The sequence below is a fragment of the Flavobacterium enshiense DK69 genome (genome assembly GCF_000498495.1).
Classification (GTDB): Bacteria; Bacteroidota; Bacteroidia; order Flavobacteriales; family Flavobacteriaceae; genus Flavobacterium; species Flavobacterium enshiense.
The window spans coordinates 214,222-228,723 of record NZ_AVCS01000006.1; the positions used below are offsets into that span (position 1 = coordinate 214,222).

12 protein-coding genes are annotated in these 14,502 nt (G+C 39.9%); 4 read left to right on the forward strand and 8 right to left on the reverse strand.

Translation table 11 applies throughout. From position 1 onward, the window contains the following. Position 1 precedes the first annotated feature (1 nt). Entirely contained in the window at positions 2-769 is a 768-nt protein-coding gene (locus FEDK69T_RS03730; protein ID WP_023572814.1) for an amidohydrolase, read from the forward strand. A 116-nt stretch (positions 770-885) separates the two neighbouring features. Here the strand turns inward: FEDK69T_RS03730 and FEDK69T_RS03735 are convergent, their stop codons facing one another. Together FEDK69T_RS03735 and FEDK69T_RS03740 are read right to left on the reverse strand one after the other, a co-directional pair. After that, positions 886-2,487: an Ig-like domain-containing protein gene (locus FEDK69T_RS03735; RefSeq protein WP_023572815.1), complete on the reverse strand. Its 1,602-nt coding sequence runs from the start codon at positions 2,485-2,487 to the stop codon at positions 886-888. Between the two features lie 67 nt (positions 2,488-2,554). Next, positions 2,555-3,238, reverse strand: coding sequence for a ComF family protein (locus FEDK69T_RS03740; RefSeq protein WP_035630734.1), 684 nt, complete (start codon positions 3,236-3,238; stop codon positions 2,555-2,557). Between the two features lie 63 nt (positions 3,239-3,301). On the opposite strand from FEDK69T_RS03740, the gene FEDK69T_RS03745 reads away from it, so the two are divergent. Further along, positions 3,302-3,976, forward strand: coding sequence for a hypothetical protein (locus tag FEDK69T_RS03745; RefSeq protein ID WP_035656298.1), 675 nt, complete (start codon positions 3,302-3,304; stop codon positions 3,974-3,976). A gap of 66 nt (positions 3,977-4,042) precedes the next feature. Beyond that, positions 4,043-5,584, forward strand: coding sequence for a glycine--tRNA ligase (locus tag FEDK69T_RS03750; protein ID WP_023572818.1), 1,542 nt, complete (start codon positions 4,043-4,045; stop codon positions 5,582-5,584). Positions 5,585-5,630: 46 nt separating this feature from the next. Here FEDK69T_RS03750 and thiL read toward each other — a convergent pair whose 3' ends face one another. From thiL to FEDK69T_RS03765, 3 genes are all read right to left on the reverse strand, one after another. Continuing rightward, positions 5,631-6,683: a thiamine-phosphate kinase gene (gene thiL / locus FEDK69T_RS03755; RefSeq protein WP_023572819.1), complete on the reverse strand. Its 1,053-nt coding sequence runs from the start codon at positions 6,681-6,683 to the stop codon at positions 5,631-5,633. A gap of 98 nt (positions 6,684-6,781) precedes the next feature. Beyond that, the gene (gene lepA, locus FEDK69T_RS03760; protein ID WP_023572820.1) at positions 6,782-8,578 is read right to left on the reverse strand and encodes a translation elongation factor 4; all 1,797 of its coding nucleotides are present in this window, start codon (positions 8,576-8,578) and stop codon (positions 6,782-6,784) included. 329 nt (positions 8,579-8,907) lie between these two features. Further along, positions 8,908-9,870 carry a YihY/virulence factor BrkB family protein gene (locus FEDK69T_RS03765; protein ID WP_023572821.1) on the reverse strand — a complete coding sequence of 321 codons (963 nt, stop codon included), beginning with the start codon at positions 9,868-9,870 and terminating at the stop codon, positions 8,908-8,910. 209 nt (positions 9,871-10,079) lie between these two features. Here FEDK69T_RS03765 and dusB point away from each other — a divergent pair, with 209 nt between their 5' ends. After that, positions 10,080-11,072 (forward strand): tRNA dihydrouridine synthase DusB, encoded by a 993-nt coding sequence (gene dusB, locus FEDK69T_RS03770; protein ID WP_023572822.1) that lies wholly within the window; start codon positions 10,080-10,082, stop codon positions 11,070-11,072. Between the two features lie 69 nt (positions 11,073-11,141). Here the strand turns inward: dusB and FEDK69T_RS03775 are convergent, their stop codons facing one another. The 3 genes from FEDK69T_RS03775 to rbfA all read right to left on the reverse strand — a co-directional run bounded on the left by FEDK69T_RS03775 (position 11,142) and on the right by rbfA (position 14,320). Further along, a complete protein-coding gene (locus FEDK69T_RS03775; protein WP_023572823.1) occupies positions 11,142-12,566 on the reverse strand; it encodes an MATE family efflux transporter in 1,425 nt (474 codons plus the stop codon). Between the two features lie 160 nt (positions 12,567-12,726). After that, on the reverse strand, positions 12,727-13,926 hold the full coding sequence (locus FEDK69T_RS03780) for an ABC transporter permease (RefSeq protein ID WP_023572824.1): 1,200 nt from the start codon (positions 13,924-13,926) through the stop codon (positions 12,727-12,729). Position 13,927: 1 nt separating this feature from the next. Continuing rightward, positions 13,928-14,320, reverse strand: coding sequence for a 30S ribosome-binding factor RbfA (rbfA, locus tag FEDK69T_RS03785; RefSeq protein ID WP_023572825.1), 393 nt, complete (start codon positions 14,318-14,320; stop codon positions 13,928-13,930). Positions 14,321-14,502: the final 182 nt, after the last annotated feature.

A 14,502-nucleotide genomic window follows, 5' to 3' on the forward strand; every position in this document is an offset into this window, starting at 1 on the left:
TATGCAAATTTCTATCATACAGGCACCTCTTTTTTGGGAAAACCCAGAAGCTAACCGTAATTATTTTGCGGCCAAGATTCAGAATATCCCCGAAGAAACTTTATTGGTGGTCTTACCGGAAATGTTTACTTCCGGATTTACAATGAATCCGCATGAAGTGGCCGAGGATATGAATGGTGCTACAGTGCAATGGATGAAATCGACTGCGTCGAGCAGAAATATCGCCTTAACCGGCAGTGTTATCATCCGGGAAGATGATAATTATTATAACCGTTTGTTGTTTGTATTTCCTACAGGCGAAGTGGAATACTATGACAAGCGTCATTTGTTCTCCTTTGCCGGTGAAGATAAGATCTATAAAAAAGGAACCGACAAAAAAATCATCAACTATCTTGGGTGGCGCATTTGTCCTTTGATATGTTATGATCTGCGTTTCCCTGTGTTTTCCCGTATTAATGACGATTATGATTTGCTGATTTATGTTGCCAATTGGCCTCAGCCGAGGATTGGTGCCTGGGATACGCTGCTTAAGGCACGCGCCATAGAAAACATGACCTATGTAGTAGGGGTAAACCGCGTTGGCGAAGATGATAATGACAATAATTATCCGGGGCATTCTCAGATTCTTGATTATCTGGGAACGTTTTTGATAGAACCTTCTGAAAAAGAAATGGTCTATTCTGTGCGGTTGGATAAAGAGCTAATGCTGGCTAATCGCAATAGACTCGGCTTTTTAAGAGATAGGGATTCTTTTATTTTGGAAGAATAATTGTTGTTTTATTTTTAATGCAGATGAGTCGATATGTAATCTGTCGCTCTATAAATGAACGATGTTTTTTGACCATGTTTTAATAAGTTTGCTTTAATATACAAACATGTGTTTTTTTATTGCTTTAAATTAAAGTCTTCGTCCATAAACCAATTCTCATGAAGACCAATTTCTTTAGGATAATAAATCACTTCTTCTGCCTGGCGTTTTTCAAGGAAACTTCCCGTTGTCCATTCTCCGTCTTTGTTGTCGTCGTAGATTACGCGAAGGGTGTAATTCTGTGGTTCTAAGGATTCGAAATTCAGAACGGTTTCTTTTTCAGAATACATGGAAGCGATTACGGTTTCCTTAGCGTTTAATAATTCGATAATAATTGGGAATCGCTTTACGTTTTGAAGGTTGACTTTTATATTTCCGTATTCGGATAAGTTTTTTGTGCTTACGGAAAACTGAAGCGGGCCATTTTCCTTACCGTAAAAATCTTTTACGGCGCCCGGCAGTAAACGGATGTTGTATTTCTGGTTTTCTTCTTTCTTAAATTCAAGGGCGATTTCCTGCTCCATTTCTTTGTATTCCGCTTTGAAAGGAACGCTGGTCGAATCTTTTTTGGTTAGCACTATTTTAGAAGCATCCATTTTGGATAGTGGTAAGGTGGTTGTCAATGTAAAAACCTCCCTGAAATGCAGCGTTCCCATTTGTTTGGGATTTATGCTCAAAGTGTCGACTGCTTTCATTTCTTTGATTCTGGATGTAAATGTTTTGGCGTAATTGCCATTGGTTACATCTACATGAACGGAATCCATTTTTATTTTCGGGATCCAGATCTGCAGTGAATCCTTTCCTGTAAAACGGGTAAGTTTGGAAGGAATTGTTTCGCGTCCATTTCTAACAGTTACTTTTGTATTTCTTGGGTTTCCTTCAAATCCCATCAATAATCGGTTGCTGCTGGCTTGTGACGGCTTTAATGCTTTAAAAGGCTGGTTTTCCTTGAAGAGTTCAAGTTGGTACAAAGTGTCTGTAGGGAGTGTGATTTCCTGTTTCAGAAAACCAATTTTATCCTCTTTCGGGTCAAATTTATAGTTGTTGTTTTTGTCTTTCAGCGCTATTAGATGGTATTTTCCGGCTTTGATGTTTTCCAGTGCATAGGCTTTTAGACTATCCAGCGTATTGGTAACGTAATGGGGTTGTTTTTTATAAACTGTTGAATCTTTAAATGTTTCGGCATCGTAAAGCATTACGCTTACAAAGTTGTCCGGTTTTTTTGAATAGGCATCCTTAATTGTTCCGCCTAATTTTAGTGAATCTACATAGCTTCCTGTAGAAAAGACATATTTAAACTGCGAATAGGGATTTCCCTCGTTATTATCGGTAATACTTTGTCCAAAGTTGAAGCTATAAGTAGTGTTGGCCTGTAAAGTGTCCAGTATTTTTATGGTAATGAATTTACTGGCATTTCCCATCGGAACTATAATCGGAGGATTTTTCATGGGAGGGGAAATGATCAACTGTTTGTTGATGTCTTTTATTTTGATGTACTCGTCAAAGTTTATCTTGATAAAATCCCCTTTAAAGTTTGAGCTGAAATTTTTTGGCAAGCTGCTTACAATCTTTGGTGCAATAGTGTCTTTTCCTCCACCGGTAATTGTACCTCGTTTAGCACAACTGGTTACTATAATAGAAAGGAACACGACAAATAGTATATACTTTGATTTTAACATCTTTAATTTCATTTAACAGCACAAAATAACGATTATATTTAGAGGAAATGAAATGTTTTCCGTAAAATTATGAATGTGAAAAGGCGATGGTAACAATGCTTATTTTGGTGCCCGGTATTTCTAAAAGGGCTTTTCCACAAGCTTCCAACGTCGCTCCGCTGGTAATTACGTCATCGACTAAAAGGAAATGTTTTCCATGTTCTTTTTCTGAAAATTTTGCCTCAAACAATGTGGGGTTTATTTCGGTTCTGCCCAGCAGGTTCTTTTTTGTCTGTGTTTTGGAATACAATTTTCGGATCAGTATGCTGTCGTTATAAGGAATGGAAAGTCCAGCTGCCAAGGTTGTGCCAAAAAGAGTTACCTGATTATAGCCTCTTTCCTTCAACCTTTTTTTGTGCAACGGAACAGGAATTACAACGTCAAATTCTTCGAATGAATTGATTTCTTTCAATTGACTGCAATAAAGTGTTCCGAGCAATGCTCCCACATCTTCCGCCCCTTTGTATTTCAGATTATGTATGAGCTGCTGGACAATACCTTTTTTGTGAAAATAAACAACTGATGAGGCGTGTTCTACCGGGAGTCTTCCATAGAATTTTTTAAATGTTTCATTGTTCTTTACTAAATAATGGTTGGTAAAAGGCAAATCGTGCCGGCATTTTGAACAGAGAAGGTTTTCATTTGTTAACAAAAAGGAGTTGCATCCGTTACAAATCTTTGGAAAAAGGAGGTTAATCAGGTTTTTTATCATTTCATCGATTTTTTTGTTCAAATATTTAAGAAATTGTTAAATTCGCCATTATCACTTTATAAAATGCCACATAATAAATTACTATACTTGACCACTTTCGGTGTTGGGTTTCTTGCAGTAGGATTAATAACGGTTTCTTTCAAATTGTACGATTTTTCCTTAAAAAATAAGGAGCTCAAAGATAAAATTTCTTTAGAAAAATCAATCCATCAAAATCAGATTTCCGAAATTTTAAAGCGGTACGATTCCGTAAATGAAAAATATTCCAATAACGTATCGGATGTGAAAGTGTCTGCGTCCCCTAAAAGCGTTAGCATTTCTGCTGAGAAAAACAACAAGGTTGTTGTTAAAACCAATCCTGAAATACTCGTGAAAAAGTTGTCTGCTGTGAATGTCAGTGCACGTGGTGTTCGGATAATTTCAAATGATGTTGTGGAGACGACTGTGTCTTCAAAAATCGATCAGGTGCGTGTTCGTTTTACTTTGGAGGAAAATAAGGATGTCAAGCCAGGAAACAAGACAATTTTTATTCAGGTGGTCAATCCTAAAAATCGATTGTTAACACTGAAAGGAGGGGGCGAAACCCAATTGGTTAAAGAAATTTATTACGACAGGCTGAACACGGATGCCTGTGTGTTTATTGATCTCTATCAGTACCAACTGATAGTCGGAGATTATAAAATCAGGCTGATCAATGAAGGTCAAATTATCGGGACCGCTAATTTCAGAGTCAATTAAAATTCTTTCAAAAAGATAGTTTTCCGGCTATTTTTTCCCGACCTATTTTTATACTTTTGCGTCACTATGGCAAAACAAGAAGACTTATTTAAGAATGTAGTTTCGCATGCAAAAGAGTACGGATTTATTTTTCCGTCAAGCGAAGTTTACGATGGTTTGAGCGCTGTATACGATTATGCTCAAAACGGAGTTGAATTAAAGAAAAACATCAGAGACTATTGGTGGAAATCAATGGTACAGATGCACGAAAATATCGTGGGGATCGACGCTGCGATTTTTATGCATCCTACCACATGGAAGGCTTCCGGACACGTGGATGCTTTCAATGATCCGTTGATCGACAATAAAGACTCTAAAAAAAGATACCGTGCCGATGTTTTAATTGAGGATTATGCCGAAAAATTAAATCAAAAAGCACAAAAAGAAATTGAGAAAGCAAGAGCGCGTTATGGTGAGGCTTTCAACGAACAGGAATTCGTATCCACTAACACCCGTGTGGTGGAGTATCTTTCTAAAAAGAAAGAAATTCTGGAGCGTATGGCCCGTTCATTGGAAACCGAAAACCTAGCTGACGTAAAAGCGCTGATCGAAGAACTTGAAATTGCTGATCCGGATACTGGTTCTAAAAACTGGACAGATGTACGTCAGTTCAATTTGATGTTCGGAACTAAATTAGGTGCTTCTGCTGATTCGGCAATGGATTTATACCTTCGTCCGGAAACGGCTCAGGGTATTTTCGTAAACTTCCTGAACGTGCAAAAAACCGGTCGTATGAAAGTTCCGTTCGGAATCGCACAAACCGGAAAAGCGTTCCGTAACGAAATCGTAGCACGCCAGTTTATCTTCCGTATGCGTGAGTTCGAACAGATGGAAATGCAGTTCTTCGTTCGTCCGGGTGAAGAAATGAAATATTACGAATACTGGAAAGAAACGCGTTTGAAATGGCATTTGTCGCTTGGGTTGGGTAAAGAAAATTACCGTTTCCACGATCACGAGAAATTAGCGCACTACGCTAATGCAGCAGCTGATATCGAATTCAACTTCCCGTTCGGATTCAAAGAATTGGAAGGAATTCATTCCCGTACCGATTTCGACTTAAAAGCCCACGAACAGCATTCGGGTAAAAAAATGCAGTATTTCGATACCGAATTAAACCAAAACTATACGCCTTATGTGGTAGAAACTTCGGTTGGTTTGGACAGAATGTTCCTGGCAGTTTTCTCTAACTCTTTGAAAGAAGAAACATTGGAAGACGGTTCTACAAGAACAGTATTGCGTTTGCCTTCGGTATTGGCACCAACCAAAGCGGCCGTTTTACCATTGGTGAAAAAAGACGGTTTACCGGAAGTGGCAAGACAAATCATCGAAGATTTGAAATGGGATTTCAATGTGGCTTATGACGAAAAAGACGCGGTTGGTCGTCGTTACAGAAGACAGGATGCATTAGGTACTCCTTTCTGTATTACGGTGGATCATCAGACGTTGGAAGATCAAACAGTTACGATCCGTCACAGAGATTCGATGCAACAAGACCGAGTGAAAATCGAAGAGTTACGCGGAATCATTAATAAAGAAGTTTCCATGAGAAACTGGTTGATGAAGATGTAATCTTACTTTTATATAAAAAAAGGCTTTCCGTTCGGAAAGCCTTTTTTTATTTTTCTTCACTCATGGCATCCCAGCCTCTTGCTTTCAATTCGATTTTAGTATTGGCTCTGGTTACCAAATGAATGCCTTCACTTTCCTGCGTCATGTGACCAATAACCGTAAAATTCGGATTGCCCTTCAGCTTGTCGTAATCTTCCATTTTGATGGTAAACAGTAATTCGTAATCTTCACCGCCGTTTATGGCAACTGTGGTGCTGTCGATATTGAATTCCTCACACACATTTATCAGTTGCGGATCTAATGGTAATTTTTCTTCAAATACATTACAGCCTACATTTGACTGTTTGCACAAATGCATAATCTCCGAAGACAATCCATCGGAAATATCAATCATGGAAGTCGGTTTTATTTCCAGTTTTTCTAAAATTTCGCGGACGTCTACGCGCGCTTCCGGCTTCAATTGACGTTCGATCAGATAAGTGTATTCGTCCAAATCAGGTTGGTTGTTTGGATTAACCAAAAAGACTTGTTTTTCTCTTTCCAAAACCTGTAATCCCATGTATGCCGCGCCTATATCACCAGTAACGACCAATAAATCTTTTTCGCCTGCACCGTTTCTATAAACGATTTCGTCTTCATTGGCTTCTCCGATAGCGGTAATCGAAAGAATAAGTCCTTTTTGGGATGAAGTAGTATCGCCGCCAATCACATCAATTCCATAAGTTTTTGAGGCAATCGCAATTCCCGAAAACAGCTCTTCTAAAGCTTCTAATGGGAAACGATTCGAAACAGCAATGGAAACAGTAATTTGGGTTGCTTTGGCATTCATCGCACAGATGTCGGAAACATTGACAGCAACCGCTTTATATCCCAAATGTTTCAGGGGCATGTAGGACAAATCAAAATGCACGCCCTCAATCAGCAGATCGGTAGAGACGATGGTTTTCTTGTCTTTGAAATCTAAAACAGCGGCATCATCACCGATTCCTGTTATGGTAGATTGCTGCGTAATTTCAAACTGTTTGGTTAAATGGTCTATCAGGCCGAATTCGCCCAATTGTGCGATACTGGTTCGTTGTTGGTTTTTATCTTCAATCATTTTTTAGGGTCTAAGTTTCAGAGGGACAAAGGTACAAAGTTTAAAAACAAAAAACCCGACTACTTTCGCAATCGGGTTTACTATTAAAAAGGGAATAATTAATCGTTCAATTTCAATACGGCCATAAATGCTTCTTGCGGAATCTCTACGTTTCCAACCTGACGCATACGTTTTTTACCTTTTTTCTGTTTTTCCAACAATTTACGTTTACGGGAAATATCCCCTCCGTAACATTTTGCGGTAACGTCTTTACGTAAGGCTTTGATGGTTTCTCTGGCGATGATTTTCGCTCCGATGGCAGCCTGAATCGGAATGTCAAACTGTTGTCTCGGAATCAGTTCACGCAGTTTCTCACACATTTTTTTACCGATATTATACGCATTGTCTTCGTGAATCAACGCCGAAAGCGCATCAACCGAATTCGCATTTAAAAGTACATCTAGTTTTACTAATTTCGATGTACGCATTCCAATAGGATGATAATCAAAAGAAGCATATCCTTTGGAAACCGTTTTCAATCGGTCGTAGAAGTCAAATACGATTTCCGCCAATGGCATATCGAAATTCAATTCCACACGTTCTGTGGTCAGATACGTTTGGTTGGTAATCAGTCCGCGTTTTTCGATACACAAACTCATTACGTTTCCTACGAAATCCGCTTTGGTAATGATGGTGGCTTTGATAAATGGTTCCTCTACACGGTCCAATTTTGATGGCTCCGGTAAGTCGGAAGGGTTGTTAACAATGATGGCAGTTTCCGGATCTTTTTTGGTATACGCCAAATACGATACGTTGGGAACCGTCGTGATTACAGTCATGTCGAATTCACGTTCCAAACGCTCCTGGATGATTTCCATGTGCAGCATTCCTAAGAATCCGCATCGGAAACCGAAACCTAACGCTGCCGAACTCTCCGCTGCAAATACCAACGAGGCATCGTTTAGTTGCAGTTTCTCCATCGACGCACGCAAATCCTCATAATCCTCTGTGTCTACCGGGTAAATCCCGGCAAATACCATCGGTTTTACGTCTTCGAAACCATGAATCATGTTGGTTGTTGGGGTTTTTGCATCCGTAATGGTGTCCCCAACTTTTACTTCTTTCGCTTCTTTAATACCCGAGATCAGGTATCCTACATCTCCGGTGGAAACCACGTCTTTCGGAACCTGATTTAGTTTCAGCGTACCGATTTCATCGGCAAAATATTCATTGCCCGTAGCCATGAATTTGATTTTTTGACCTTTGCGGATTTCTCCGTTTTTCACACGGAAAATAACCTCAATCCCTCTAAACGGATTGTAAACCGAGTCGAAAATCAATGCCTGAAGAGGTTCCTCTTTATTGCCTTTCGGAGCCGGGATCTTTTCGATGATAGCTGCCAAAATGTTCTCCACACCAAAACCGGTTTTTCCCGAAGCGTGGATAATGTCTTCCAATTTACAACCCAACAAGTCAATGATATCGTCGCTTACCTCTTCCGGGTTGGCACTTGGTAAATCTACTTTGTTCAGTACCGGGATAATTTCCAGGTCGTTTTCCAAAGCCAAATACAGGTTGGAAATCGTTTGCGCCTGAATACTCTGTGCAGCGTCCACGATCAAAAGCGCGCCTTCACATGCGGCAATCGAACGGGAAACCTCATACGAGAAATCCACGTGTCCGGGAGTGTCAATCAGGTTCAGGATATATTGTTCGCCTTTATAGGTGTATTCCATCTGGATGGCGTGACTTTTAATAGTAATCCCGCGCTCACGCTCCAAGTCCATGTTGTCCAACAATTGTGCTTTTTCCTCACGTGCCGTAACGGTCTGTGTGGCGCCAAGCAAACGGTCGGCCAGGGTGCTTTTCCCGTGGTCAATATGTGCAATAATGCAGAAGTTTCTAATATGCTTCATCTTCGTTCTTTGTCAAAATTATTTTGGCGTTCCCACAAGGGCCGGGCTTTTCGTTCCAATCTTTTGTTTTTAAAGAAAAAACAAAAGGATTTCCACTGCAATCCCTAACGCGCATCACGACTCATAAAGGTAGTGAATTAATCGGCAAATATAACGCAAAGATTTGATTTAAAAGGGGAGGTTAACAAATTCCGTTAAATTGAAATTTTTTGATTTCAAAAATGTAAGAATCAAGTAAAATTTGTCTTGAGCCCTTTTGAAAATAGTAATGCATGGAAAATAGATTTTGTTTTTGAAGAAAATTCTGAAATTGTAGTGTGACAATAGCTTCACTTTTCGATTACTTCACTGTCTGGCTTTGCGGTATTGGGCAAAACGGTTACGTCTTTTTCCTTTTCGTATTGTTCAATATAGACCGCATAATCTGACGGTTGAATTTTTGCACCCATATATTCAGCATATACCTTTGTGAATTCTGCGCCAAAATATAAAATAGCAGCGGTATAATACACCCAAACCAAAATTACGATTAAGGAACCTGCTGCGCCGTAAGCAGAGCCGGTGCTTGTTACATCGATATAAATACCAATTAAAAAGCGGCCCAGCATAAAAAGGCATGCGGTAAAAAATGCGCCGGATCTGACATCTTTCCAGGATATTTTTGCATCCGGAAGCACTTTGAAAATCACACCAAAAAGAGTGGTAATGACTGCAAAACTGACCAATATATCGATAATCCGAAAAATGATCAGAGTTACGCTCGGGAAATAATTTTTAAGCCATTCACTTAATGCCAATAAGGCCCCGTTTATAAGTAGTGAAACAATGAGCAAGAACCCAAGGCTGATAATTAGGGAAGAAGAAAGCAGCCTGTCTTTAATTAATTTTATCCAGCCTTTTTTTGGTTTTGCTTTTAATTTCCAAATCATATTGATGGAATCCTGGATTTCTACAAAAACGCTTGTTGCTCCAATCAGTAAAATAATACCGCTAACAACTATAGCTGCATTTGTTTCCCCTGAGAGTTCCATATTTTTGATAATATCCTGAATTTGGGCCGCGGCTTCACTACCCATTAAACCGTTTATTTCTTTGAAAATCTCGCCTTGGACAGCGTCTCGTCCAAAGAAAATACCTGTTAGTGAAATTATTAATAGTAAAAGGGGCGCCAATGAAAAAATGGTATAATAGGAAAGCGATGCGCTAAGTTTTAATGCGCGGTCATCAATAAAACTTTGAAAAGTATCCTTCAGGATTCTGAAAACAATACCAATAGTGATTCTCTTTTCCATTTCCCGTTTTTAATAAAGTAATAAAGTGACGTCCAAAAGAAACTATTAAATTTAATAATTCTATTGTGAAGTTATGATTATATTTCTAACGAAGTTGTCCTTCCTGAAAATCCTCGAACGAAGGTGTGAAACCATTAGTTTTCTGTTTGTTACGGCTTCTAACAATTAATTAAGGTTTAAATTCGTAATTTTGCGCCAAATTGAAGAAGATGGTTAAGATTGGCAACATAGAATTACCCGAATTTCCTTTGTTACTTGCGCCTATGGAAGACGTGAGCGACCCGCCGTTTCGTCGTTTGTGCAAACAGCACGGCGCCGATCTGATGTACTCGGAATTTATTTCCAGTGAAGGATTGATCCGTGATGCTATGAAAAGCAAAAAGAAACTTGATATTTTCGATTACGAACGTCCGGTAGGTATTCAGATTTTTGGAGGAGATGAAGAAGCGATGGAAATGTCGGCCAAAATTGTCGATACCGTACAACCCGATTTAGTAGACATCAATTTTGGATGTCCGGTTAAAAAGGTAGTTTGTAAAGGTGCCGGTGCCGGAGTGTTGAAAGATGTGGATTTGATGGTGCGTTTAACCAAGGCGGTTATTAAAGGAACGAATCTTCCGGTAACGGTAAAAACCCGTTTGGGTTGGGACCATGATTCCATCAATATCGATGAGGTGGCCGAGCGTTTGCAGGATGTGGGCGTACAGGCCTTAACCATTCATGCCCGTACGCGCGCCCAGATGTACAAAGGTCACTCGGATTGGTCGCACATCCAAAGGGTAAAGGAAAACCCTAGAATCACGATGCCTATTTTTGGTAACGGGGATATCGATTCTCCCGAAAAAGCGTTGGAATACAAAAACAAATATGGTTTGGACGGAATGATGATCGGCCGCGCTGCCATCGGTTACCCTTGGATTTTCGACGAAATCAAACATTACTTCAAAACAGGCGAATTATTGCCGCCTCCCGATATGGAAGCCCGTATTCAGGCAGCTCAAAATCACCTGACTTGGGCCATGGAATGGAAAGGCGAGCGTGTAGGTATCGTAGAAATGCGCCGTCATTACACTAATTATTTCAAAGGGATTCACAATTTTAAGGAATACCGTCAACAGTTAGTAACCAATGACAGTGCTGACGAATTATTCAAGATTTTTGATGAAATCCGTGATGCCTTTTCGGATTATCAGATAGTATAGTAAATAATTGAAATAGTAAAAAGTCCGCCTTGTTAAACGAGGCGGACTTTTTTATTTGATGTGGTTAAATTAAACCTGTACTTTCTTCCATTTGCCTTTTTTGTAGAGTACGATACTTGCTAAAGTTATTCCGGTTTCGGCAATCGGGACGGCCATGAAAACCCCGGTCGGTCCCATTTTAAATTGTTTTGCCAAAACATAAGCAAGCGGAATCTGGAACAGCCAAAATCCGAAAAAATTAACCCAGGTCGGTGTCCAAGTATCCCCGGCACCGTTGAATGTATTGATCAGCACCATTCCGATACCGTAAAAAATATAGCCAAGGCTCATGGTTTGCAAAGCTTCCACGGCAATTTTCCGAACAATAACATCATTCGAAAAAAAAGAAATGATTTGATGTGAAAACAATAAGGTGATCACCATGATGGTAGCCATGAACACCGTATTGTATTTTGCGGTGGTAAATACGGATTTCTCCGCACGTTCAATCTGTTTAGCACCTAGATTTTGTCCAACCAAAGTCGCTGCGGCATTACTCAGTCCCCAAGCCGGAAGAATGAAAAACATCATAATGCGCAACGCCGTCTGATACCCTGCCGAACCGTGATCACCTCCGGTGGTAGCGACCAATTGCGCCAAGAAAATCCAACTGCAGGAAGCGATTACAAACTGTAAAACACCTGGAGCGGCAATTTTAGCAATGTGTTTGATCTGTTCAAAATCGGGAATGAAATACGATGGAATGATTTTTAATATACTTTTCCCGTTGAAAAGGTGATAGGCCTGGTACAATACGCCGATACTTCTTCCAGTAGTGGTTGCCATTGCGGCTCCAATTAATCCGAACGCAGGAATCGGTCCCAGTCCGTTAATAAGAATCGGGCATAAAATGATGTTGCAGGCATTGGCTAGCCATAAGCTGCGCATAGCAATCGCCGCATTTCCGGCACCGCGAAAAATTCCGTTAATCAGGAATAAAAGCATGATGCATAAGCTTCCGCCCATCATGATTCGGGTGAAATTCACACCGTAATCGGCAGCTTCCTGCGTGGCTCCCATAAGCAATAAAATATTTTTAGCATAAATAAATCCAAAAACACTGATTACTGTATTGATTGCAAAAGCAATAATAATGGCCTGCATTCCGGCTTTGGAGGCTGCGACCGGATCTTTCTCGCCAATACGTCGCGCTACTACAGCCGTCGCCGCCATGCTGATCCCGATGGCCAATGAGTAGATAATGGCGAGTACTGATTCTGTTAATCCTACCATTTGAATAGCGTAGCTGCTGTGTTCCAAATGTCCTACGAAATACAAATCAACCAATGCGAAAACCGATTCCATCATCATTTCCAAAACCATGGGTATGGCCAGGAGGATAACGGCTTTTTTGATGCTTCCGCTGGTGTAATCGAAAGAGTCGTCGCCTTTAATGGCAGTTTTCAGCGTGCTGAATATTCTTGAAAAAGTAGTATGTTTTGATGTGTTTGTCATGTTGAATTAGGATATAATGAATAAGGCCAGATCGATGAATCCAGTTAAGGCAAAAATGTCCTAATTATCTCAGTGGTAAATAAGTAAGGACTAGACAAAAACAATCATGGGCGTTCCGTTTTGTTGAACAGCAAAGATAAAAATTAATTTTGAAGCAGAATTACTCCAGGAGACTTTTGCCTACACGGCTTGAAGCAATCCAAGAGGCTGTCAGTCCCAAGATGCTTATGGTTCCAAGTACAATGATTACGTTCAGGGTTTCAAACTGAATAGGGTAGGCCATGGAAGGGGTAATCATAATCAGCGCATATTTCTTTTGCAGTAGCACAAACAACATCCCTAATAATAATCCGATAATTCCGCCGATGAAAGTCAGCAAACTTCCTTGAAGTAAAAACACGGCTCTCAGGTGTCGGATTTCGGCTCCCAGATTGAAAAGGGTTTTAAGATTGGCTTTTTTGTCCAGAATCATCATGATCAGTGCGCCCACCAGATTGAACAAGGCAACGATGATCACTAAAGTAAAGATGAGGTAAACGGCAATGTTTTCGGTGTTGAGCATTTTGTATAAACTGTCGTTTAATTGTGCCCTCGTTTTTACCGATACTTTATTATTGAAAATCGTTTGAAGTTCTTCGATGGCTTCGTCTTCCGAAGCTGACGGTTTTAGTTTTACTTCAATTGAAGTGATCTGATTGGGATGATATTGCAGTAATTCCTGAGCTAGGCTTAAATCGGAAAAAACATACTTTCTGTCCAAATCGTCATTGATGGCATAGATGCCTATAGGTGTTAATGGTGATTCGTTAAAGGCTTCTTCCGGATTTTCAATGGCCCCTTTACCTGGTTTAGGAACGAAAACTTCAAAAACATTATTAAAGTCAAACAATCCCATGGAAAGTTTGTTGGCAATACCATATCCGATAACTACCTGGGAGGTGTTGGGTTTAAGCCATTCCCCTGCATAAATTTTCTTTTCGAACGGAGTAGTTTTTTTGAAAGCGTCGTCAACCCCTTTTAAATAAGCGACTTCCTGTTTTTCGTTGAAGGAGAACAATACGCGTTCTTCAATCGTTTTGCTGTAAACAGCAATGTTTTTGGAATTTTTTAACTGGTTTTCTTGCTGAGGGGTAATCATCAGCGATTTACCGACAGAGTTCGACAGTTTTAAGTCGGGATCGGTGTCGTTCGCGAAGGAAAGACTGAATTCCCGTAAACCGCTGAATACCGACAAAACTACAAAGAGCGCCATGGAACTCACGATAATTCCAAGTGTCGCAATGCCGGTAATAATATTGATGGCAGTGCTTTTGCTGAAACTAACCGTGTAACGACGCGCTATGTAGAACGGAAAATTCAAATTACGATTTCTTTCTTCGGGCTAAAAGATCGCGGTTTTCAATCGGGTTTTCTTCGCCTTTTAAAGCGCTGTCAATTTTTTCGATGTAGTCTAAGCTGTCATCAATGTAAAAAATCAGATTTGGTACACGGCGTAATTGTTGTTTAACGCGTTGAGCTAAATCATATCTAATTAATGGAGTATTGGTTCGGATTGCCGCTAAAAGTTCAGGGCCTTTATCAACCGGAAAAATGCTCAAATATACTTTCGCAATGGATAAGTCGGACGTTACATTCACTTTTGATACGGAAATAATCAGATTGCTGATTCCATTTTTACGTACCTCACCCTGCAAAATATCCACCAAATCTTTTTGCAAAAGCGTTCCTATCTTTTTTTGTCTGTTTGTTTCCATACTGCAAAAATACGATTTTTTAAGTTAAAAGTGAAGGAGCGAACGGACAGTGTTTTTTTGCAGTCCATTTTCCTGCTATCGCTCATAGTCCCGTCTCGTTTGAAAAAAACGAGACGGGAGCTAATCCGCTCTATCAGGGCTATGGGAAAAACCATTTTATTTTTTGTGAACATTGTAAAAAC